At 51.0% G+C, this 23,824-nt stretch carries 19 protein-coding genes; 8 read left to right on the top strand and 11 right to left on the bottom strand.

From position 1 onward, the window contains the following. Positions 1-1,727: 1,727 nt before the first annotated feature. From ACYPYQ_RS13140 to ACYPYQ_RS13115, 6 genes are all read right to left on the bottom strand, one after another. Positions 1,728-2,396 carry a hypothetical protein gene (locus ACYPYQ_RS13140; protein ID WP_459724363.1) on the bottom strand — a complete coding sequence of 223 codons (669 nt, stop codon included), beginning with the start codon at positions 2,394-2,396 and terminating at the stop codon, positions 1,728-1,730. Positions 2,397-2,568: 172 nt separating this feature from the next. Then, positions 2,569-5,031, bottom strand: a complete 2,463-nt coding sequence (locus ACYPYQ_RS13135) for a GAP1-N1 domain-containing protein (RefSeq protein WP_459724362.1) — start codon at positions 5,029-5,031, stop codon at positions 2,569-2,571. Next, positions 5,010-5,846 carry a TRAFAC clade GTPase domain-containing protein gene (locus tag ACYPYQ_RS13130; protein ID WP_459724361.1) on the bottom strand — a complete coding sequence of 279 codons (837 nt, stop codon included), beginning with the start codon at positions 5,844-5,846 and terminating at the stop codon, positions 5,010-5,012. The genes ACYPYQ_RS13135 and ACYPYQ_RS13130 overlap by 22 nt, the downstream gene beginning before the upstream one ends. After that, entirely contained in the window at positions 5,833-6,609 is a 777-nt protein-coding gene (locus tag ACYPYQ_RS13125; protein ID WP_459724360.1) for a TRAFAC clade GTPase domain-containing protein, read from the bottom strand. Before ACYPYQ_RS13125 ends, ACYPYQ_RS13130 begins: the two co-directional genes overlap by 14 nt. Before the next feature lie 181 nt (positions 6,610-6,790). Then, positions 6,791-8,104 (bottom strand): GTPase-associated system all-helical protein GASH, encoded by a 1,314-nt coding sequence (locus ACYPYQ_RS13120; RefSeq protein ID WP_459724359.1) that lies wholly within the window; start codon positions 8,102-8,104, stop codon positions 6,791-6,793. 18 nt (positions 8,105-8,122) lie between these two features. Next, positions 8,123-9,439, bottom strand: coding sequence for an effector-associated domain EAD1-containing protein (locus ACYPYQ_RS13115; RefSeq protein WP_459724358.1), 1,317 nt, complete (start codon positions 9,437-9,439; stop codon positions 8,123-8,125). A 342-nt stretch (positions 9,440-9,781) separates the two neighbouring features. On the opposite strand from ACYPYQ_RS13115, the gene ACYPYQ_RS13110 reads away from it, so the two are divergent. From ACYPYQ_RS13110 to ACYPYQ_RS13100, 3 genes are all read left to right on the top strand, one after another. Next, on the top strand, positions 9,782-14,002 hold the full coding sequence (locus ACYPYQ_RS13110; protein ID WP_459724357.1) for an NACHT domain-containing protein: 4,221 nt from the start codon (positions 9,782-9,784) through the stop codon (positions 14,000-14,002). Positions 14,003-14,358: 356 nt separating this feature from the next. Next, complete coding sequence (locus ACYPYQ_RS13105) at positions 14,359-16,155, top strand: DEAD/DEAH box helicase (RefSeq protein WP_459724356.1); 1,797 nt, start codon at positions 14,359-14,361, stop codon at positions 16,153-16,155. A gap of 247 nt (positions 16,156-16,402) precedes the next feature. After that, on the top strand, positions 16,403-16,690 hold the full coding sequence (locus ACYPYQ_RS13100; RefSeq protein WP_459724354.1) for an integration host factor subunit beta: 288 nt from the start codon (positions 16,403-16,405) through the stop codon (positions 16,688-16,690). Here the strand turns inward: ACYPYQ_RS13100 and ACYPYQ_RS13095 are convergent. The 4 genes from ACYPYQ_RS13095 to ACYPYQ_RS13080 form a co-directional block, all read right to left on the bottom strand. Beyond that, positions 16,687-17,307 (bottom strand): hypothetical protein, encoded by a 621-nt coding sequence (locus ACYPYQ_RS13095; RefSeq protein WP_459724353.1) that lies wholly within the window; start codon positions 17,305-17,307, stop codon positions 16,687-16,689. The two genes, ACYPYQ_RS13100 and ACYPYQ_RS13095, sit on opposite strands and share 4 nt — an antisense overlap. Beyond that, positions 17,308-17,538: a hypothetical protein gene (locus ACYPYQ_RS13090; RefSeq protein ID WP_459724351.1), complete on the bottom strand. Its 231-nt coding sequence runs from the start codon at positions 17,536-17,538 to the stop codon at positions 17,308-17,310. A gap of 192 nt (positions 17,539-17,730) precedes the next feature. Continuing rightward, a complete protein-coding gene (locus ACYPYQ_RS13085; protein WP_459724350.1) occupies positions 17,731-18,486 on the bottom strand; it encodes a hypothetical protein in 756 nt (251 codons plus the stop codon). 5 nt (positions 18,487-18,491) lie between these two features. Further along, positions 18,492-18,929: a hypothetical protein gene (locus ACYPYQ_RS13080; RefSeq protein ID WP_459724349.1), complete on the bottom strand. Its 438-nt coding sequence runs from the start codon at positions 18,927-18,929 to the stop codon at positions 18,492-18,494. A gap of 358 nt (positions 18,930-19,287) precedes the next feature. Between ACYPYQ_RS13080 and ACYPYQ_RS13075 the strand changes: the two genes are divergently transcribed. Then, complete coding sequence (locus tag ACYPYQ_RS13075) at positions 19,288-19,590, top strand: type II toxin-antitoxin system Phd/YefM family antitoxin (RefSeq protein WP_459724348.1); 303 nt, start codon at positions 19,288-19,290, stop codon at positions 19,588-19,590. Next, complete coding sequence (locus ACYPYQ_RS13070) at positions 19,577-20,353, top strand: hypothetical protein (protein ID WP_459724346.1); 777 nt, start codon at positions 19,577-19,579, stop codon at positions 20,351-20,353. Before ACYPYQ_RS13075 ends, ACYPYQ_RS13070 begins: the two co-directional genes overlap by 14 nt. 160 nt (positions 20,354-20,513) lie before the next feature. Here ACYPYQ_RS13070 and ACYPYQ_RS13065 read toward each other — a convergent pair whose 3' ends face one another. Next, positions 20,514-20,777 (bottom strand): helix-turn-helix domain-containing protein, encoded by a 264-nt coding sequence (locus ACYPYQ_RS13065; protein WP_459724345.1) that lies wholly within the window; start codon positions 20,775-20,777, stop codon positions 20,514-20,516. A 309-nt stretch (positions 20,778-21,086) separates the two neighbouring features. Between ACYPYQ_RS13065 and ACYPYQ_RS13060 the strand changes: the two genes are divergently transcribed. The 3 genes from ACYPYQ_RS13060 to ACYPYQ_RS13050 are packed head-to-tail and all read left to right on the top strand — an operon-like array spanning position 21,087 to position 23,083. Then, the gene (locus ACYPYQ_RS13060; RefSeq protein WP_459724344.1) at positions 21,087-21,353 is read left to right on the top strand and encodes a hypothetical protein; all 267 of its coding nucleotides are present in this window, start codon (positions 21,087-21,089) and stop codon (positions 21,351-21,353) included. 15 nt (positions 21,354-21,368) lie between these two features. Next, entirely contained in the window at positions 21,369-22,559 is a 1,191-nt protein-coding gene (locus ACYPYQ_RS13055; RefSeq protein WP_459724343.1) for an SEL1-like repeat protein, read from the top strand. Between the two features lie 26 nt (positions 22,560-22,585). After that, positions 22,586-23,083 (top strand): hypothetical protein, encoded by a 498-nt coding sequence (locus ACYPYQ_RS13050; protein WP_459724342.1) that lies wholly within the window; start codon positions 22,586-22,588, stop codon positions 23,081-23,083. Positions 23,084-23,824 lie beyond the last annotated feature (741 nt).

The following is a 23,824-nucleotide window of genomic DNA, read 5'->3' as shown; positions in this document are numbered from 1 at the left end:
ATGAACCCAATGATCTGTTCTTCGCTAAATCGACTCTTCTTCATTTCCGCCTCTCTTCAAAAGCGGACTTTACTAACTTCTAGATGGTACGGTCTATAGGGAGCAGGTCATAGTCTGCGAATTTTGTTGTATTGGAATGTGTAAAAAGGGCCTACTTGTAGCCACTTTTCAGATTATATCTAGATGAAGTGGAAGCAGGCGTCTAAGAGCACATCTATTCGTCGATAATAAATATGACCTCAGTTCACCAAACTAAGAACGCATATTCACAATGAAAGCCAACCTACAGAGAGTGATGCCAAACCTAAGCAACAACGGTGGTTTAAGCCGAGAATCCAAAAGAGATGTGCCGGATAATGCCATTTGAAATGCCATCTCAAAATAATTGACACAGCCAAAAAAATTGTGCTCCAATGCGCTCACTTTCACTTCGGTGAGGTCTGGGTGGCTCCAGTTAAGGAAGCTGCGTTTGTCTACAGGCGCTGTTAGCAAGAGCAAAATGAGTAGGACGTTCCAAGTAGTAGCAGAGCGGCTAGTCCCCGCGAAGAATCGAGTAAGCACACAGCGTACTCATTTGTTCCGTGTAATGCGGATCAGTCTTCGACAGACGCATGGAGCAATCCGTCCGTCCTGTTGTCGCCCAGTCCGGGCAAGACATTCAAGAGCAATTCAATCAACTGTTAGTAGAGTCGTAAGTAACCCCGACGCGGGCGCACTGAACACCCAGGACCGATGCACGAAGCCGACAAGGCTTTTGCGCCGTTGGCTGGTGGTGTCGAGTTGCGTGGTGTTGTGCTGTCTGTCTATCTGCTTGGTCTATGGCCAGGAGAACAGAAGTAGGGTGTGAAATCGATATCAAGGACAAGAAGAGTGGATTAGCTGAGTGTCACAAAAGGACAAGACGTTCGTATTACACATACCCCTCCTTCCTTACTGGGAAGTGTTGTGGTCCACGCGCCAGGGCAGATGCTCGCAAATGGACACAGGGGAAAAGACGGTTCCGAGAGGATAAGTTCACTGGTGGTAGGTGAATGACGAGTATGCCGGATGTGTGATCTAAAAGATTCATTCAATTATTGGGAGTGTCCGAGAGGGCACGATAGAGACAGGCCGAGTGGTCTGCGCGACGAGAGTTGCGAGTTATGTTGGGGCCGAAATGCCTCGCGTAGTTGCTCACCCGATGAGACTCACGAAATACCCAGCCACTTGAAAGGTGGCAGAGACCAGATACTCAAACCGGCCTGACGGATTACAGGACACAGCGAAGTGGATAAATCGCAGAACCCAGTGACTAGACTGGCGTAGTAGAAAGTACCGAACGCTGTATGGTCGCCCCCTCTTTGTGGGGGGCGCTATGCACGACATACCGGAGTTGCCGTAAATCAGCCCAATGCAATGTTGTGTTTGATGCCGTTAGAGGTATTGAGATGATTGGACATGTGCAGTAGCCTGTATAGATAAGCTTTCCTTATTTGGGTGGATGGGGAGGGGGATGGATTTCCCATTTACCCATTCATCAATGGGGGCGTTGAACTGAACAGTCGGTAAAAGAGTCATATTCCGGAAAGACTGCAGTTCGGCCGAAGCCTACCTTCGACTGAATCAAAGTTTGTTCCGCTAACTAATTACCAGACATTAAACGGTTGACGTGAGGAGCGGCCGTAGCAGCAAAGCCGCGAAGGGAATCCACAAACGCAGCTTGTGGGAACCCCCTCCCGACGGAGGGGTTAGCCTCCTGGGCCATGAGGGAAGCTCCCTCCAGATGGAGGGTAAGTGGGTGTTAAGTCCGGCTTGTTTACTTCTATCCAGGTGTGCATAGATCGGACACTTGTAAATGGAAGTCCTGCAGCGCGTTGGTTGAATGGATTCGAGATGAGTAACTCCAAGTAGCCATTTGTGTTGGAGTCATCGCCTAATTGCAATAGCCACTTAAGATATTCTTCAAATTGATTGAAGTCGGCACCTTCACACCCAGCGAGAAAATTATCAATGAATTGGTTTTCAGTTAACCGCCTTTGGGGGGCAGGAGAATCAATGTAGGGGAATCTATCGCCCCAGAATTGCTTGTTGCAAACTTCATTAAAATATATGTTCGTTTCTATGTATATTTCCGCAGTGTTATTGCTCCATGCGGCGAAGTGGCATTTATCGTGAAGTGAGTGTGCGTATGGATCAAAGTGCAATCCTTGGCAAAGTAAATGCCTTTTTTCTTTTTTTATCTCTGATGGAAGGTTGTCTTCTCTATACTTGAATTCAACGATTGCATATTTACTTTGGCTTGAAAATAAATAGTCAGCCCCAGCAAGACGATCCTGGCCATCGAGAGATGCGGCTATGAATGTGTGGTTAAGACTTCTCGCCGCTGCAGCGAAATTTTCTCTGAATATATTCTCCACCGATTTTTCGTGACTGTATTTTGTGTTCATATTTCTAGATGAGGCCAACGTTTGAGGTAACAGGCCGCCGGAATGCGAAAGCGCGGGGGACATCAGCAAGGGCAGCTTGCTGGAGTCCAAGATTCCGAAGCGCATTGAACCCTCTGCAAATCAGCAATGGTTTTCCCCTTCGTCAGCTCCGCTCTTTCGGTAAAATATTCGCGAGTTCTTTTATATCTTGATTATGGGGATGCGAATTCTCCATTTCATTTACTAATGCCGACAGACCTCCCTTAAGTTTCCCGCATTGCGCAGAATATGCGGCCGCCTGCCAGCGGCTAGCGGGCGTCCCGCCTGAGATCAGGTCCTTTCGCTTTCCCCCTGCTCGCTCCCAGATGTAATCAAGCTCATCAGGAGTAAGGTCAGCTCCCAACTCTGCCACGCGGAGAACGAGCCCAGCCACCATATCCGGTTCGTGAACCCGATTTCCAGTTTTGACGGAAAATCGAATACGCTGCCATGGAGAAAGCAACGTCTTGCACTTGTCCAATGCCGGTAAAAGTTCTCGCCATTCTTCCAAAATGAACAAATCGTAAAATTTTTCTGCCGCTTTGCTCCATCGTCTATCTGAAACAACTTTCCCCACTGCAGAAACAATAGCGGGTTGCCAATCAGTTCGTGCTGAAGATGAGATGCAGCGAATCAAATCCTTTTCGTCCAGCGATACACCTGAAGTCAAAAGCACTGCAAAAACCTTGATTGAGAAACCGGTTGCTCGCATTCGCTTCAGTACTTCCTGCGCCAGTTGAGGTTCAGGGCTATGAACACGCTGCCCAGCATTGCAGGCTTGTATCAGGACATCTGCAACCAAGGGAAGCAATGCTGCGCGACTATCTGCCTTCAACACCTCCCACAGCTTTTCCCTATCAGGAAGATTAAAAGCAATTCCAGCTAAGTCTCCCGCAAGGGGCGCGATAAGACCTGAAGGCTCTTTTCCACCCGACACTAAAGCACTGAGCAGTTTTCTCCCTAGCACCTCGTGGTTCGCTTTCGGTGGCCAAATATCACCACCGGCGGCGAGATGAGCAGCCCATAGTTCCAGCCAAGCTGCATGCTCCGTATCCAAGTCCTGCAGTAAATGTGGCTCGCGTGCTGTACGTTGCGCAACAAGCTGGATCATTTGACTATCAGGTTTGTCGATTACTTCGTTGACGACATCCGTCCCTGGCAAATGCGAGACCAGATATTTCAGCCCTGCAATAACATCGCCCGCAAATTTCCGCTGTTGTTCAAGTGCCTGTGACGGCGAAAATAAGCCCATCACTGCCCAAGCGTGCAAGCGCGACCATAGACGCGTTACTGCTTGTGCTTGAAGTTGTCCTAACGCGTTCTTGGGCAGTTTTATCTCAGTAGCGGCATCGAGCAATCTGTTTTCAACTGCTTCATTCGAGGGGAGAACATCTTCGAGGTTCTCGGCGCAATCGAGCAACCCCAGCCAATTAATCGCGACCTTTGCCCACTGGTTATCAGGCGCTGCAAAGCCATCATGAAGTGCCTTTCGCACTGAGACTCGCCACCACACTTGAGCTTTATTCTCTCCTAAGCCAGTGAGCAGTAGCCGCGCTTCGTCCAATGTTAAATGCGAGGCCCGACTATGAACCCAAGCTGTGAGTGCCGCTCCGGGATGCAGATCATCAGCGAAAGAGGCGAGGTCAATGTTCTTGAGCATAAACACCAACTCAGGCTTCGCCTCGTTAAAGCCACGGTTCAGCTCCCGCAACGCCTCGGTTTTCAAGTTCATTGCCGAATCAGGCGATGGTGCCAGAACAGCCAAGGGGCGCAATAATTCAAGCGCGTTCATTGGCGAGGGAAATTCGCGCAACTTATCCAAACGATCTGCGGCGCGTGCCACCGTAGCAAGTTTTTTCAGATCCCCAGAACTAAAGTTGCAGGAATCCAATATCTCTTTAATAGTGACATCGTCTTCACCAACCAACCAAAGGGCGGCACGACTTGATGGGCCAGCACCTGTAGTACCGGTGCGAATCACTGGAAAATCTGTCCACCCAGGTAAGCGTTGCGTTGGCACACAATAAAGTAAAGGTGGCGCTACCGAGTCACCGCCCTGGGGGGGGATCACGGCAACCCGCGCGGAAAAGCTGCGCCGTGCGTCAGGCCACAATCGCAACCAAAGGTCGGCGATAATACCCGCCCAAGCATTCATATCCGCTACAACAGGAGGCTGTCTAATCTCTGATGACACCAACGCCTCTGCTACAGCGCGCAGCAACTCGGAAGAAGAAGGGGGGATAGTTTCCCCTCCTGAAAGCGATGCCAATACGGGACGCAAATCATTCACGGCCCCGATTTCAACCAAGGGCCACAAAGCAACCTCACTGCGCACCATGCCGCCCCGGCTAACGGCATCATCGGGCACTGTCCACCATATCGCCCACCAATCGCCTACAGAGCCACACCCCAGCGAAGGCCACCAACGCTCATTTGGGGCGAGATAGCCCGGTGGTTTGTCGGTCAAACCGAGCAGTTCGGAAGGAAAAGAAGCAGACTGGCCTTGCCATTCCAGCAATCCATGACTGTTATTCCTAGCACCATACCGCGCCCTGAACGGCGGAATCACTTGGCCCCCAGCAACCATGCAAGCGGACGACTTAAGTCAGAATCCTGTTGTCCATCCGGACTAACTACCCAGCCCTGATATTCAGGGCCTTGGTTAATGAAATTTTCGTTATCACTGTTCTGCTCTAATAGGCAGCCCAATGCTGACAGCCCCCATACACTGACGGCTGAAGGCTTCCAAATGCTGTCAATAAATGCAGAGACCAATGGCAGATGTTCGGCCAGTACTTGGCAGGGCAGCAGGCCATCTGTCGTTAACTCATCGTAGCAGGAAAGCAGTACCGCCAAGCGCGGCTGTTCGCCGTGTGAAACAGTATTTACCCCTGCCACATGCAGCAAAATTTGCAGCAGCTCTACCCAGCGTGCGTTGCCATCCCATTCGCCCGCCCGTGCAGCAGCACCATTACTAGCAGAGGGCCGTTTCACCAGCTCTTTCAGCGCATCGGGATAGGTTATTTCTTTCTTCAATCGTATGAGCAGCAGCCAACCATCCGCCTGCCGAAGTTCAGATCGCCAAGTTTCTGTTACTTGGCGTTCCGTAAATATTGTGCGCAATTGCTCGCCGCCGTAATCTGGCCAGCGCAAATCCAGCTCGTTGCCTCGCTTATCCTTTAGCGGTAATAAAACATCAGTCCAAGTGCCCGCTGAGGTATGGCCTGCGGCATGGCCATTTTCTAGGCAATGCAGTACTTCTTCCAGCGCGCTGAGGTCTGCGGGCGTATCACGAAGCTCAAGCAAGCCGGGGTTTCTCTTCAAGCGTCCATAGAGTTGCCCCGCAAAGTGTGTTTTACCGCTATCCGGCCCACCTAGCAGTACGATTTCAGGCGTGTGCATGAACACCTCGAAACGCGGAGAAGGGGTGGTGATGGAGAATGGGTTCAACTATGCGACTGGCCTGCAGCGGAGACCAAGCGGGACAAAGAACCGCCTCTAGCGCCTTGGTCAAAGAGTCTGGTTGGCTGGTGCTGGTATTCACCTCAATTGCATGGGGGACTTGCCTTTTCAGCGTTTGCTGAATAGAAGAAAGAATTTCCGAATTGGGTTCAATATCGTTTTTCGCCCAGACCAAGGCTGTTGGTCTGTCACCCACATGATTGCTCAAGCGTTCCAGTAGTTGGCGCAATTCATTTCGAGCTGTACCACGTTTCGAATTGGACGTGGCAAGCCGGTTGCAGTCCGCAAAGACCAAAAATGCATCCGCATTGCGCACCATCCATCTCGCCCCCTCCGATTCGGGCGCATCCTCCTTGATAGCCCAGCGAGTGAACCATTCCCCAGGGGCATCAGTCAGCAGCACATCCCGAAAATCCCCTTCGGCATTACGCAGCGCCAAATGAAGCAATCCAGGTACACGGCTGGTGCCGCGCGGCGTGTGCGGAGGGAATGTGGGTGAGCGAGCGGCGTCGTCAAACCTTGTCCAAGCGGCTAAAGATTCCCATGCACCCAATGTTCTGGATCCGGCGAACCGCGCATTTGCCAGTGACTGTCCCTGCAACAGCTGCAAGTAGTTGCCGGTTAGCAGCGTGGTTTTGCCTGCATCATGCGCCCCCAGTACGCCAATCAGAATGGTGCGACCGCGTGGGCTCAGATTCGCCATGTCCGCCAATCCCAATGCGCTGCCCGACCAAGGGACACGTGCTGATGTGGTAGAAAGGCTGGGGGCTTCGGATTCATTTCCAGGCGTTGACGCAGACCACGAAGCACACTGCCCTCGTTCCATTTCCCCCAAGTAGCATCCCTCACCGGCATGAACGTAACAGTTGGGGTTTGAGCAACGCTCACTCATTTGACACCCCAGCCAATTGCACTGCTTGCTCTTGCCTGAACAACGCATGAGCGAATTCGGGAAGGCTCATTTCAAAATCACTATTCGCGCCCATGCGCTTCAGTGTCGTCACGACATCATGTGCTTTGTTGGTTATAACCAAAACCACCCCATCGCGCAAACTTATCCGTCCAGCTTCGGCGGGTACATCAAGCGACACCAGCCATTCGCTAGAAAGCAGAGCACGCCCGCTGCCGAGTGCTTCTAGCAATGCCTGCAACGTGAATTTTTGATTAAAGCTTGCGTCAGGCAGTCTGTTAACTGCTTCGGCAAGCAAGTAACCGACGCTGGCAGTTGTAGGATTGGAAACTTCGTTGAGTAGATCAACCGCCATTGCCACTGTCGCAATAACGGGGGTGAGTTCGCGATAGCTGCAACGCAACGAAGACGAGTAAAGCGCCTCCGACCACCACAGCGAATTCAAGCGGATTTGATCGGCTTGACGTATTTTCTCCACTTTCTTCTGCTGGGCAACCAGTGACTCACTTACCGATTTAGTTAGCTTGGTTACATAAGTCTGTACTTCTTTAATTTCTACAAGCTGTGACTCGCTAAACTTGGTTGCCAGCCCATCCAATTCATCAGCCATCAGCTTTTGCATTCTTGGAGCAAATTGCCAAGCCCAGTGTTGGGGCGAATTTGGCCAATGAGGATTAGGATCTGGGGCTGCTTGGCTTTGCTGATTATGTGGCCCCACTGCACCTTCCACTTTAGTTAATAGCGCAGCACGGTTTACTTTCGGAGGTTCAAGCGAAGTAGTCTTTGTGAACTTCAAGTCAATTTTCCGAACTTGCTCCTCCTCAATAGCAGTCAATGTATGTGCCGCTAGAGCCTGCTCCTCTGCAATTCTTGCCCAATCACCCAGTAGGCGACGAATTACTGTCTCCTCCCTGCCCAACCGTAATAAGGGCAAAGTGTCTGCGGCTGACAACCAAAGGATGGCTGCATTGTTATCCTCTGCGGCTACTTGGTTACAAGCATCCAGCAGAATGGCTCTAAGCATATTGACAAGCCCGTCAGGGAAAATCCCGTGCACGGATTTCCACTCCTCAGTCAAAGCCTGTTCGGCTCTAACGATAATGGGATCGTCGTCTGCAATGTCAGGATCAAGCCCCGCCAAAATGGCCCGAATCAGTTGCGGCGGCTGTTCGCGAAGTTCTTGTGCGATGACTTTGGCGGCTTGTTCGATTTTCGAAAAACGCCCATCGTCGCCATCAAGTTTTTCGATAAGCCCCGCGTTTAACAATTCGGTTAGTAAATTGGTCATGCAACCCCCTGATAATGTTTATTGGACTTTAAAAGTGGCTAGATGCTGGTGCAAAATGGCGTTGTCTGGCAAGTCTTCCAAAGCTGCTTGCAACAACTTTTCCGGGCGCGCAGAGGCGCCTTGGACACTGCGCAGCCAAAGCCGCTGCCAAAGATCGCGCGGCCTGCTTATATTCTCAACATCGCTGGCCTTGCCCCCTGCACGTTGCCATAAAGCACGAGCATGTTGCACATCTGGATATTCTTCTGCAAGCACGCTAATGAGATCGGCTGGCATGTTATTAACGGACGCTGGTGATGAAACACTTACCGAGGCTAACCCCGTTGGGGTGTTTTGCATTGGTAGCAAGTCCGCCGCATTCCGTAGAAAGGAGATCAATAATTCGGCGGAGGCTCTGGCGGAAAATTCTCGGTAGCGGTCATCCTTAAATGGGTCGCCATAATCGGACACCCCTTTTGCGACAACTACTGGTATGCCGTGGACTTCACCCAGCGCGCCCAATGCACTTGCCTCCATTTCGATGCCAAGAACTTTGCGCATTGAATCTGCGAGACGAGGAAATATTCCCTCATCTTCGCTAACAGCCGCTCCCGTCGCCATAGGTGCGACATGAATCCCAAAGCTAGGTGGCGCAGGAAGTGTAACGGGATGGAGCAAGTTAATTTCTTCAGCGTGTTGCCGGCCTGTGGGTGTCAATGTCAAAGGCTTTTCCAGCCATTTACGCTTCCAAAGGCGAGGAAGAACATCGCTCCAGTTTGGACAAGCTGAATTGAAGTCTGAGTGTTGGCTTGGGATTTCACCGGCATAAACACAGCGTAATGCCCATTCTTCTTGATGTTCTAATGGCAGTATCGGACGTGAACTTAACCAAGGAGTGCTTGGCTGCGGGATGGGTACATGCTGCATTCGCTGTACCCATACTTTTGTCGGATTATATTGAATGGGGTCGCCTTGGAATTTCGATTCCCCATTTTCTACAGTTACCTTCCCCGCATCGTATGACCAGAGCCGTTCCGCAAAAATTACATCACCCAAGGAAACTTTGCCGCGTCGCCCAGCGCAGATGCCACACATGGCAATGCACCGCGTTGGTTGATCATGTATGAGTTTACTGGCAACTGCTTGAACCTGCTCACGCCCCATGTGACTCGCATGCGTTGCTCTGATGCGTAACGTGCCGCCAGACGTAGTTGCGAAACTAGCATCGGCTACTATCCAGCCATTAGCAAGTGGATGCTCATTCCAGCCTGAATCGAGAATGCCATCTGTGACTTTAAGAATTTGATCATACTCATCCTTAAGCGCACAAATAAGAAGCACATCTACATCAACCATTTTGTTCTTGCGTTGGAGCATAACTTAACGAAATTAGTTTAGTAACCAGATGGCAAAATAAGGGGAAGTTTATACAAACAATCTACAAATAGCTTGAAAAGCTACTAAAGATAGACGCACATGGCTCGTTAAGCACGAGAAAGTATTGTTGACTAGCTAGTCTGCTTTGACGCGCCGAACGGACATCTTCGTACGTTATGTTAATGGCCGATGAACTGCCAGGTCGGCACATCGGCCATAGCCGACAAGTAGTGCTGTACTCATAAACGTCTGGAATGGTGCACATTCCAGACTATTTGACTGTAAAGTGCCCACTGAATTAGGGAGCTATTCAAAATTTGTATGCTGGATATGGCATCGCATGGACTTATAAGTGATAAATCAGTGACAAAACAAAATCACAACTGGCCTCGCTTCTGGGTTCCTTTGGGTGCGCTATTACCGCTTGATGATTCCGGTTTCCTGAATGACCCGGACGAAGAGCATTCCTACTATTACTACTCTGAGTACCAGCCCAAGCGGCTCCAGCAACTGACTGAACTTCCGGTCGCTATTCTGTTGGGCGAGCCGGGCATTGGAAAATCCACCACGTTGAAAGTTGAGTCGGATCGCTTGAAGGCTGAGGGCGAAGCATGCCTATACAGGGAATTGAACCAGTACCACTCCGACATGCGCCTCATCAATGATGTTTTTGAATCGGCAGAGTGGCTGGCTTGGCGGCAAGGCCATCATCATTTGACTTTGTTGCTGGACAGCTTGGACGAATGCAGACTGACCATACCTGCCGTCGCCAGAATTCTGGCCGCGCAATTGGAGAGCGTCCCAACAGATCGCCTGTCCTTGCGGCTGACCTGCCGCACCTTCGACTGGCCTGAGCATTTAACGAGATCTTTGAAAAAGCTTTGGCCAAGCAAAGAGGGCGATGCTGATCGCGTGAGCATATTCGAGTTGGCTCCGTTGCGCAGAGTGGATATCCAAAAGGCCGCTGCAGACCGCAGTTTGAATGGAGATATATTCCTCGAAGAGGTCCTGTCCAAGGAAATCCAGCCTCTCGCCAGCCACCCAATCACATTGAATATGCTGCTCGGTTTATTCGGGCGGCCTAACGGCCTGCCTAAACAACGTGCCGAGTTGTATCGGCAGGGCTGCGAAACACTTTCCGAAGAGCACAGCTCATTCCGAAATGAGGCCGGTCATGCCGGTACACTCAACAAGCGTCAACGCATGGCGGTTGCTGGGCGCATTGCGGCACAAATGATATTCAGCCAGCGCTCATCAATCTGGCTGAGTAACGAATGGGAAGCCGAGGCCGGCGACCTCATAGAAAGCGAAATGATCGGTGATGTCGAGCGTGCAGACGGACACGACTTTCCCCTTGATTCTCGCACGCTCAAGGAAACCGTCGAATGTACCGCCCTTTTTTCCGGACGGGGCCATAACAGGACAGGCTTTGCCCATCAGTCTTATGCCGAATTCCTTGCGGCTTGGCATCTGTACTCACGCGGATTGGATGCACTGCACACTCTTCCGTTATTGCTACACCCAGACGATAAACGCATCCCGCCGCAACATGCAGAAGCGGCCATCTGGCTGGCTGCGCTTGATGGTGAGGTTTTTAACGCCTTGGCGGAGAAAGAACCACTGCTTTTATTGCGCACTGATTTATCAGATAAGACGGATGTGCAGAAAGCGCTGTTGGCAGAAAACTTGCTGCAAGCCTACGCTATGGGGGCTGAATTTGACCAAGATTGGGGGCTTCGCAAGCATTACCGAAAACTGAAACACCCCGGTTTAGCAGGGCAACTACGCCCCTATATTTCCGGGAAAGAGGTAAACCTTGTCGCGCGCAGGGCTGCCATGGAAATGGCTGCATCATGCGAAGTCCATGAGCTGACAGAAGAGTTGCTGTCTATAGCTTTAGATCCTGATGAACAGTCTCACCTCCGAGAGGAGGCCACTTATGCGGTTACAGAACTTGCAAACGACAAGCAACTCGGGCGGCTGCGCCCTATCGCCTTGGGTGAAACTGGCGACGATCCGGAGGATAGGCTCAAATCTGTTGCCATTCCTGCACTGTGGCCAGCACATGTTTCTACAGGTGACATCTTTGGACTATTTATAAAAAATCGGAGTGAGCGTTGCTTAGGAATATTTCGCTATAAGCCAGAAGAGTTTGTAGCGAAATTTACTAACAATGACATGTCGGTTGCATTGCAATGGATTGCTGATGATCAGTGGAATTACGAAGCCTTTTATGCCAATCGCCTAAAAGATGCCGTCATGAAACAGGCGTGGGGTAACCTCGATGACCCCCATGTACTAGATGTGTTTACCAATACTGCCTGGATTTGTATTGATCGTTATGAAAATTTGTTTAACCGACGCGGTGAGCGCGAAGAAAGTTGGCTGGAGCAAGACGACTCAACAAGACGAATAGCTATCATGGCCTTGCTCAATGCCAAGGCACATGCAAACAACGAGCACGATCTGTCAAACCTGATGTATGGTGAACGGCAAATTATCCTGCCCAAGGATGCTGGTTGGCTGTTGGAAACCTACAAACAAAACGAAAGTCGTGATTTAAGGGGAAAACTGGCAAAGTGTATTGGGACATTTGTGAGGTGGGACTCCGATACATCGTGGCTTGAAGCCGTAATTTCTGCGGCTTGTAAAGATGCTTGTCAGACAGAATCTCCATTGGCGGACACTATTGAAAAGTTTATGGAGCCAATAGGTCTTGATTCGGATGATGCGCGGATATTTAGGGAGCAGCTGTTACGACAAAATAATTGGAGGAGCAAAACTCCACTGCCACTTGATCCTCCAGCTCCAGTGCGCGTTGAAGAAGCATTGCTGGAATTTGAGTCTGGTCGAAATGATTCATGGATGAAACTGTGGCAGGAGCTTTTTCTACCCGATGATGCAATAAATTATTCATGGAGTTTTGACAACGTTTCAAAATCCAGAGGTTGGCAGCGTGCAACGTCACGAGATCGTTCACGTATTTTGGCCTGTGCAAAATCATGGCTTGATGAACGGAAAACTTCGGAGGATCTTATTTCACATGATCGTTCGGTTAATTATTTGCATGCTGCAACTTATCTGGCATTACGACTGTTGTTCGATGAAAGTACCTCGACGCTCCTGAGTGCAACATCTGATAGTTGGAATCGGTGGGCAGCTTTCCTGGTTGCATACCCGCTAGACCAAGATCGTGAACGGCGCGAAAAATTAATGCAATTGGCTTACATAAAAGCGCCAGAAGTCGTGCTGAAAACTTTTCGGAAATTAATCGATACGGAAATTACGGCCTCACAACCTCCGCATAGAGCAAGGGAGCTGGCATGTATATGGACTGAGCCAGTGGCATCTATGATTGGCGAGTATCTGCTTGTACCTGATTTGAAGCCTGAGCAAATCTCCACCTTGCTAGAAATTTTATTGGAGCATGGTGATGAAACCGCTTACAAGTTTGCGTGTGGCTTGGTCAAGGCGACTAATAACCAGCCACTGGCTTTAACCGCAGCGCAAATTCTGCTCGCCTATCAAACTCAACGTTGCTGGAAACTGATTTGGGAAACCATGTCCGGCAACACTTCCTTTGGTAAAGAATTGATGCTGGGGCTTTCCAACTACTCACATAGGAACGGCAGTATTTTGACTCGCCTCACAGAGGCGGAAATTGCCGAGCTATATTTTTGGCTTGAAGAACATTTTCCTGCCGTGAGTGACACCCCCTACCCCTCTGGCGAAGCTCACACGGTAACAGCTCGCGACCAAGTGGGGCGCATGCGCGATAACTGTCCAAGCTATTTATCCCGTTTGGGGACGCCGGAGTCTATAAAAGCATTAGATTTGATTTGCTCACGCTTTCCTAAAATGGACTGGCTTAAATACCAACTTAATGAAGCCATGCGTGCATTGCGTAAGCAAACCCTGCAAGCGATCACACCCTCCGAATTGATTTCCTATACGCATCGCAGAGATGCGCGGCTTGCTAGAAGTAGCGCCGAGCTCATGGATGCTGTGCTGATTTCCTTGCGGCGATTACAGGAAAGACTGCACGGGCAAACCCCTATGGCACCTTTCTTGTGGAACCTGACCGGAAACGGTGATGTTGGGCGTCCCAAAACCGAAGATCGGATTTCCGATTTTATTCAGGACCATCTGCAAAGAGATTTGCCGACTTTCGTGATTGACCGCGAAGTCCAGGTCAGAAACCTCAAAGAGCATGGCATAGGTGAGCGCACCGATCTGAAGATAGAAACCAAAGATCAGGATGGACGATCCATCTCTGTCATTATCGAAAACAAGGGATGCTGGAACAAGGAGCTCATGACCGCGATGCAAAGCCAGCTCTATGACCGATATTTGAAGTTGGCCGGAGAGGCGTGTGGAATTTATCTGGTCGGATGGTTTATGTGTGACCGCTGGGATAGCAAAAGTGATTGCGTTTTCAAAAATACGAAAGAAGCGCTTCTTGTCGAACTCACTGAACAAGCCAACTCTATTTCAAGCGACAAAGAGCGGCTGACCGCTTTTGTGCTTGATGCAACCTACTAATAAATGACCAACTCATCCGCTAAGCCGCCATAGATTTTGTAGACACTTTTGAATGCATACACAGTGATATCCTTGGGTCGGTTTTTTTACCAGAAGAGGACTTTATCTACGGCGTGCACCATCGGCAGCTATGGCCGATTTTCGGATACGCTTAAAGAACATTTTGTGTGAGCCCAATGAGGTAATGTGCTTATGCTGCTAGCTACGCACCATCGCAAAAAGTATATAGACCTATATATAGACCTTTCGGCATATGCACCAAATAGCCAGTCGTGGTAGTTTCCATGTCAGCGTATGTGACAACAAGGAACGAAGTGGCGACCCTTATCCCAAGCCTGAGTACTTGCACATCCAGAATGACTGGAGGAGAGCGGAGACTTGCGCAGCGTCTGGAAGCCAAGCTCGAAGACGATTACCTGCTCTGGTATGACGTGCCGATCGGTCCATCGAATTCACATCCCGATTTCATCATCGTCCATCCCCAGCGCGGCATACTCATCCTTGAGGTCAAGGACTGGAAACCCGATACGATTCGTAGTGCCACCAAGCAGTCGTTCGAGATATTGACCGGTTCAGGCATCAAGCATCTGATCAACCCGATGGAGCAAGCTCGCCAATATGCGCATGCAGTGAGTAACGTGCTGCAGAAAGACCCGCAGCTCACCATCAACAGTGGCGTTAAATCCGGCCACTTGGTGTTCCCCTGGAGCTACGGTGTGGTGATGCCGAACATCATGCGCAACGTCTTTGAGTCCTCCGGTCTGGGGGAGGTCATGGAACCCAGCCGTGTGATCTGTCAGGACGAGATGTTCGAGAGTATCGAGCCAGAAGATTTTCAGCAGCGGCTGTGGAACATGTTCACCCTCAAGTTCCATGGCAAGCTCACCTTGCCCCAGCTGGACAGGATCCGCTGGCACATGTTCCCGGAGATTCGTATCGCCACGCCTTCAAGCGGATCGCTGTTCGAGGACGAGTCACAGGAGATGGTCGAACTGCCGGACATCATGCGAGTCATGGACCTGCAGCAGGAACAACTGGCACGTAGCCTGGGAGAAGGTCACCGGGTGATACACGGCGTCGCTGGCTCCGGCAAAACACTCATCCTCGGCTACCGTGCCCTCCATCTTGCACAGGCATGCGTCAAGCCTATCCTGATTCTGTGCTACAACCGGGCGCTTGCAGCGAAGTTGCGTGACCAGATGGCAGAGCGGGGAGTCAGCAGCAAGGTCCATGTGCAGACCTTCCATGCCTGGTGCAATGCTCAGCTGCGCGCCTACCACGTCGACCTGCCCAAGAATACAGGGGATGACGATGCATTTTATGCGGACATGGTCGACTGCTTGATCCGCTCGGTAGACAAAGGGTTGGTCCCCTCCGGGCAATACGATGCGATCCTGATAGACGAAGGACACGACTTCCGTCCGGAGTGGCTGAAGCTGGTGGTGCAGATGGTCGACCCGCTAAGCAACTCGCTGATGGTCTTGTATGACGATGCCCAATCCATCTACGAGCACACCCATAAGCAAAAATTCAGCTTCAAGAGCTTGGGTATCCAGGCACAGGGGCGAACGACCATACTGAAGATCAATTACCGCAACACCCAGGAGATCCTCAATGTCGCAGCATCTTTCGCGAGGGAACTGCTGTCGGATGAAGCGGCTGATGAGGACGGCGTGCCGATCGTACAGCCGATGAGCGCAGGCCGACATGGGACGCCACCGGTATTCGTGAACCTGCCTACGCTGGACGAAGAATCCAAGTGGATCATCAATCAGCTTAAGGAAGCCAACCGTACCGGTACGCCCTGGAATGAGATGGCCATCCTGTATCGGAGCTATTACCCGGTCGGACAGACGCTTGAGCGCAATATCAAGGCTGCCGGCATCCCCGTCAGCAGTCGCAAGGAGGTGCAATTCAGTGGGGCGCAGGACACGGTCAAGCTGATCACCATGCATTCCTCCAAAGGTCTCGAATTCCCGCTGGTGGTCATTCCGGGTGTCGGCCTGATGCCGGACGACAAGACTTCTGTCGAAGAAGAGGTGAGACTGCTCTATGTGGGCATGACGCGAGCGACGTCCAGATTGCTGATGACCAGCCACCAGGACTCGATAATCTCGATGAAGTTGCAGCAGGCCATACCCAGCCCCCAATAGCGCTGGGTGGTCAGCCTTTCCAGAACGCATAGCGATACACGACGCGCATCTGCCTCAAGAAGTCCATTCGACGCTTCCTGATCATTCGGCACCCTGCGACTAGCGGCGCAAAGAATCCTATCCCGCTCCGGTTCGCGAACCTGCGCCAACGCCTCCAGTGGTTAACCATGTTCAGTTTCCTCCTCTATAATCCACAGCCGGCTTGCCTGCAGGCAGGCGGATATTTGTATAACGACCCCAAGATCAAATGAACCGCTCTGAACTCATCGATAAGCTGGCCGAACGCTTCCCGCAACTCACTCATAAAGACACCGAACTATCCGTTGCTGTGATCCTGGGGGCCTTGGCGGACAGCCTGTCACAGGGCGGGCGAGCCGAGATCCGTGGCTTCGGCAGCTTCAGCCTCAACTACCGCCCCCCGCGCATGGGCCGCAACCCCAAGAATGGTGTTTCAGTCTCCGTCCCCGGCAAGTACGTCCCACACTTCAAGCCCGGCAAGGAATTGCGCGAACGCGTGGACTACGAGCGGGCTTAATGCAACTGGCCTGACCAGTGCGTGTCGCGATCTTCGATCGCACTCATCCTGCGGGCGGCCTCCCTGAACATGGTTTCAAACCATTTTGAGGCTGGATGAGCTTGTCTCACTTCCAAAACAGTAAATTCCTGCGGAGGTGCATCGATTCGTTTTTGTCGAACCACGGTGACTGCAGTCTTGGCGTCAGTGGTATACACGTCCATCAACGCAAGCGTGGTCTCACCGATGATTCCGAACACCACGAAATGGTTGTCATCACGCTTCTTGAGATGTGCACGAGTCAGGTCTTCAATCTCATCACGATCGGCTTGAGGGAGATATTCCGTATCCAGCGTCTGCATGCTGCGCAGATAGACAACATCGATATTCAATACCGGCTGTTCAGAGGGAAGCGTGCGCAGGGTTTCTTTCTCCTGATCGATGCCATACAGCAGCCGTTCAAAGGAATCCGCGAAGATCATGGCATGCACAAAACTGTCGTGGCTTTGCGTGCTGATCCTGAAACCGACGCTGTAACAGTCCGCCCAAGGCAGATTCGGCTCCATCTTGGCGCGGGCATCGACCGGCTTCACGCTAAGATCGAGATGCGGATGTAGGAAGGTGGGGGTGCGGTTCATCTATTTCTCCTGTTTATGGGTTTTATCGTTGGCGGCCTGTACTTCGATCAGGGATCGCTGGTGTCTGGCCATCAGGCGGTTGTATATTTCTAGTAACTCGCTCAGGTCATCGACTTCCTCACGGTCGGGATGAGAGTTTTCGAATGAGCGCAGGACGGCAGTCAACAGTGCTTGTTCGATTGCCTCCCGGCCTGAGCGGATCAGAACCATCTGTTTTAGATTAGTGATCATGTCTGCTCCTCATCGCCACGACGACTTGCCCGTTGTTGGCAGGGCAGGCGGCAACCTGACGGGCTGATCCGGGCTCATTAGCCAATATCCGGTAGCTCAACCACAAACTCAGCAGCATCAATGCGCTTGAAGCGCCCATCATCTGTAACAACATCTTCTGACTCCTATTCATCATTGCGAACACCTGACAACTCAGGCTGCCTGTGCCATCTGGCGGAAATGCCGGGTGACGGGATAAGTGGTCACCAGACGGGGGCCTTCATTCGGGTTGTCCGTCACGACCATCACCATCTGTTGAACACTGTTCAGGAAATAACGGCCTTCCTGCTTTCCATTGCGATTGTTGATGACACCCGCCCACAAGCTCTGGCGCGAGACCTCTTTAACCGACTGGTGCTCGGCCAGTTGGCTCAGTTTCTTCCAGGCAACCTGCATCACTTGGTCGGAGGACTGATCAACCAGGGCTCGGTCAACGAAGCGGTCCAGAACGTGGCGGGTCACTGAGACCTCGCCCAGCCCCCGCAGCCGGATCGTTTCCTGACGAGGGCCACTGACCAGCAGATCCTCCTCGGTTACGGGGAGCTGCTCTCTGAACCAGCGGGTATCTTTCTCCACGCTGATGGGGCAAGCGGCGAATCGTGTGCACAGGAAATTAGCATAAGGGGCCAGATGGACCTTGTCGGACTGACGCCGCTGCAGCTTGCGGATAGCGCCGGACGACACGACCAGCTGCGTCTTGGCGTTTCCGCTGATGTTGTTTCCAAGCACACACCGTACTTCGAGCAGGTGCTGGATGGCTGCCAACTCGGCAGCGATAGCCTTGTTTTCAACTTTGGCGGCGACTTTGACGCGGAGCAGGCCACCCAATCGAACGGTACTGTTGGTCCAATACACAAGGAAGGTGTCGGTTTGCTGGCCGGGTAGGGTATGGGTCTTCAGGGTATGCATGGTGATCACTCCTTGCTCGCAAAGAGCTTGTCCGAGAATGGCAGGAGCAACAGCAGGACCGACGCACCTACGAACAGGTAGATCAACTTCAACTGATACGGCGTATAGGGCTGATCGGTCAGCACCTTGTAGGCAATGATCTGGTGTTCTGAAAGGGTGAAGGGGTTGCCATCGATATGCACCCGACCACCTGTGTTGAGCAGGTTAGGGCGGAAAGGGACGTTGACTTCACAGGTCGCACCGTCGGTCGAGAGCTTGACGTGGGTGCCGATGCGCTGCATCAACGTGCAGCCTTCGTGCTGGAGGATCAGTCTGGCCGGTTTGATTTCCAGTTGCCCGACGACAAATGCACCGATGGTCAGCCAGGCGAGGATTCCGCTGAAAATCAGCGCAGCTTTGGTCTCCTTGCTAAGGGTTTTGGATTTACGGTTGTTGCGAAACATCTAAATGACTCCTTTGGGTTAGTGAGGAGAAAGTTAGCAAAACTCGCAAATTCCCAAAGCGAAACTTTTCAGAAATGGATGCAGGGTGTTGAATCGAGGCAGGCTTTTCGTTCAGGTATGCACCTATTTGCTAATTGCTGCCGTCTCAATGAGCACATAGAGAGTGATGCTGGAAGCCAATAAGGATGGTACTTGTAGGGCTGAATTCAAAAGAGATCATCCAGATAATGGCATTTGAAAATGACGCCATGGCCGATCGATCGGCTCGTTACCGGTCTTTATAAGACAGGAAGGCGTGATGCCGTGTGGGGGATCGGATGGTCTTGCATAAAGTAGCTACTTTAGCTACTATCAACCCATGCAAACCGTAACCGCAAAAGAAGCAAAGAACCGGCTTGGCCAAGTGATCGACTTGGCGCTGGCCGAGAAGGCTGTCGCCATTACGAAAAATGGGCGCGATTCAGTCGTGCTTGTTTCGGCGGAATACTTCCGTGAATTGTCCGGGCAGCAGGGGTTTATAAGGGACGCCTATGCCAAAGCAAAGAACAAGCAGCGCACGGAGTTTGCCAAGGCGGTCGGAGAAGGACGGGCGAAATCCTCCGATGCATCCATGTTCAAAGGAATGGCAACTGCAGTAAAGTTCAGGAATGAAGAGTTCTGAACCTGTCGGACTGACGGAAGTCCCGATCACCAGAGAAGTTGTCCTCCAGCTTCTCTCCCATATTCCACGCGACCTCATTCTGGTTGGTGGACAAGCATTGGCTTTCTGGATCGAGCATTACGGGATAGATGCCACTCCCGCGACTGAAGAGGATGTCGCTTATGTCAGCCGAGATGCCGACTTCCTCGGCAAGCGTGAGCACGTAAAGGTTCTAGCGGAGATCATCGCGGGCAAGGCTTCCTATCCACCGCGTAAAGCCTTGACCATCCTGTGCGGTCAGATCTTTGTAATTGACGATGCGGCCGGAACCTTCATGAACATCGACGTTATCCACCGGATAGGCAACCTTGATTCTGAAGCGGTGCGTACCCGTGCCGTGGAAGCTGCGGTCGAGGGCAATACGTTCTACGTGATGCATCCCCTGGATGTCCTGATAAGCCGCGTTGAGAACTACCGTGGAATCAAAGAAAAGCAAAGCAGGAATGGGCTTCGCCAGATCGAACTTTCGATCGAAGTCGCAAAACAATATGTCTTAGCTGTAATAAGGCGGGATGAGGGCATTGCAATCAAGGCAATAGAGAAGGTAGCAGAAATCGCCCGCAGTCCTGCCGGGATCTTCGCCCGAAAGCACGGGGCCGAAATCTACGAAGCGATTGAGCCTAGGCTGCTGCAAGCCAAGATCCGGAACGAGAGTTTCTTGACGAAGCGATTGCCGATCTTGATTGCTGAAATCGACAGGTATGCCGGGCAAGCACAGCGATGAAGAGTTCAGCGGAAGCGATCTGCCAATAGAGAGTGCTTTCGAATGCCTGCTGCAGTGCAGGATGCATGCCTGAATTCAAAAGAGATCGTGCGGATAATCGCGTTTTATACCCACAGTATGATCAATGCGCCGACCATTGGGGGCGGCCACAGAACTAAAGCTAAGCCTTCGAAGCAGACTTCCGTTGCGCGCGTTCTGGTTCGGTAAGCAGCTCCGGCATACCCACCCCAAGGGCGCAGGCGATGCGCTCGATATTGGCGATGGACAGATTCCGCTCCCCCCGTTCCACCGAAGAGATGTAGTTAGGGTGCAGGCCTGCGCCTTCAGCCACATTCTCTTGTGTCAGCTTCTTCTCCAGACGTATCCGCTTCATATTGCTGGCGAACAGCAATTGAGCGGCAAACTTTTGAGTTGGATTTCCCATGAGCGGAGTCTTGATGACAGCCGCGCCCTAATCCACACACTTTGAGTTTGATTTATGGGTGTGGTTTGTTAAAGTACACACTATGGGTTTGGGTGACTGAAGGTGGTTTGATTTCGCTATCGAGGTCTAAATCGCCCTGAGTGTCCGTTACGGACGAGGCAAATCGGCAATCGGTAGCACAAATCGAATTTCGAAAAATTCATGTTTGGGAAGTAGGGTGGTTTTGCTAAGTTTCGGCTATCAACTGAGGAGCCGCACATGACCATCCGATTCGAATCAAAGCAATTGGCAGTTACGGAGGAGCATTAAATGGACTTGTTTAAATCAAAGAGTCCATCGCCTGAAGAGATGACATTGGAAGAAGAAATCATCCATCTGGCGGATAGTTTTTCTGAATTTATCGCAATCAATGCCTTTATGAGTGCATCACTGACTTCAGTGATGTCTTCGGATGATTCCGTCCCAGAGGATGTACTCCAGGGCGCTAGAAGATGTAGCGATGCCGTGCGGGCTCGATCGCAAGAGATGAAGGTTGCGATGGATAAATTCAGAGAACGGTATTTGAAATCAGAATAAATTAATGGAGAAGAAATGCTGACAAACCTTATTCGCATCGGGTCTTATATATTTATTGCCTTGGTAGCTTGTTCAACCATGACGGTACAGGCATCAACGACGTCTGGTGGTGAGAATCCATATTCCGTTGATGACGCTCTCCTGAAGTATGTCCCCCATCCCAATGGCATCTACTATCTGATCAAAGATGGCAGCTCATGGAAAGCAGCCAAGACTGCAGACCTGACTCAGGAAGGTGTAGAGCGGCTTTACGTTGATACAAAACGCAAAGTGATCAGTCTTACGGCATTAGCACCAACCAAAGTTTCCGCTGCTGAAAGAGAGCGAGGTCCAGGGTATGGGAATCGTTGGGAGTGCTTCAGTCGCCTTACTGGTAGTTCTGGTTATCGTGAAGCAACTGGCTATTCCATTTGCTCTTCTGAATTGACCAAGAGTGCAACGACCTCAGGTGAAGCACTAGCTGGTTCTCTGAATATGTTGTTTGGATCAAAGAGGTCCTTGGTTGCAGTGGATCGTGAAAAGATCCTTGAGATTTCGGGGGCTAGTGGGTTGATCGCTTTGGCGGAGCAAGAGGCTAACGACCGCATTGCACTGGAGACCAAACGCCAGCAGGATCTGGAAGATGCTCGCCAGAAGGAAGAGCAAGATCGAATCGCATCGGATCTTAGCGCAGAGAAGGGTGATGGCAATGCCAAATATCAGCGTGGTCTGTTCTACCTTGGTACCCAAGCGTGGAATGCTGAAGCCGAGAAATGGTTTGAGAAGGCAGCGGCAGCCGGAAGTGCCGAGGCGGCCTACAAGCTGGGGCTGATTAAATACGATCATCACCAAGATTGGGATGCGGCTGAGCGTCTGTGGACTAAAGCTTCCAAAGGTGGGAATGCTGATGCTAAGCAGCGCCTGAGTGAATTCCATGACATGAAAAAACGCATTGCACTGGAACGCGAACAACAACTGCAGAGCGAAAGGGCTGAGGCAACACGCCAGGCGAATGAAAGGAAGCGCGTCGTTGCATTTAGAAAATCACTTAAAGAGGGCGACGAGACAAACTGTGGCCCCGTCATCGAAACGAAAAAGAATCTGATCAAGGTCGCATTTGCAGTTTCAAACTACGGAAACGAGCATTGGATCAGGCGCGATGAAATCTTCCCAACGAATTATGACTGTTCGTTCTACAACGGAAATTATCGCGCTCCTAGATTCTAATATTGGAAGCGAATGGCGAGCTTTGAATGGAGTTAAAGAGAATGTATTGGGGTGATAGATATCATTACGACAAGGATGGGAAGTACAAGGGGAAGACTACATTCGAATCTCCGGACACTTTGACCTTCGTGCTGTTAGTCATCGTAATTTTTTCGCTGTTTGGGCTGGGACACTCGCTCTGGGAGAAAAGCAATCACTTCGCGTTTCTTAAGGCGGCTCCATATAAGTATGCCGTTCTATATTATCAGGTGGTTTTAATATTTCCCGTCAAGCTAGGCCTATATTTCTCCTCTTTTGCGAAAAGCATTACACCTTGGCCAAACTTGAACTGGGTGATTTCGATGGGAATATTTGTCGGTTACGCCGCAACCTTGCTTTGGGTAGTTAAGAAGGCTCTGTTCGATGGCATGAATATGCAGAAGAGGATAGTTGTTGGTTTGGGGATAGTGCTAGGGCCTGGATTGGTGGCGCTTTCTTGGTTGCTACTTTCATCAGTAATTTCGTGGTTGTTTGCCACTTCCTAAGTGAGCAAGGAGATCGCATTATGTTGGAAATTTTAGGTTATGTTTTGTTCGCTTGCGGAGTGGCGTGGATGATCTACGTTATATATGACACCAGAAAAGGTTTGGCAGACGGAAAAATTAGTGTGGATTTGATAAAGAACGGGAACGACGAGGGGCATCAAGTAAGAAACATGGATTATTTTTGTCAAAAACCGTTTGACCTAGGTTTAGACAATCCATTTAATTCTAGCGTCCAATCTGATACGCACCATTTGATGACTAACAATGATTAACTTCTGATTATTGAAGTAGTCAGAAGCACTAGAAGAAAAATTCACTGCGTCCATTTGGGACGCATTTTTTCAGCGAAGAAATTTTCGCTTTGGAAATTGAGCTACCTAGGTAAATTGTGTGAACAGCTGACGACGGAAGGGGTTTGAAACTTTCCGTAAAAAGCCCCTTATACGGAGAGTTCACACAATGGCACCACGCAGTAACGCGGTCTTGCAGTTCCCCATCAAGGCAGCGCCAAACATCGTAAATCGGAAAGTTCCGCTCCGCCTGAAGAACACCGAATACCGCAGCCGTGAGTACCTTACCGAAGCTGAGGTCGATGACCTGATTCGCGCAGCCGGGAAAGTCGGCCGGCACTGACCTGCCCCCTGTAGCCCTACCACCGATCAGTAGTAAAGCCCTTGGGTTGCGAGCTTAAACTATTTCACTGCTCGATTGCATTGCTCCATCTTTGTTCTGCCGGTGCTG

Source organism: Sideroxyarcus sp. TK5 (assembly GCF_054601595.1).
Note: the sequence above shows the minus strand (reverse complement) of the source record. Positions and strands in the feature narration are given on the sequence as shown.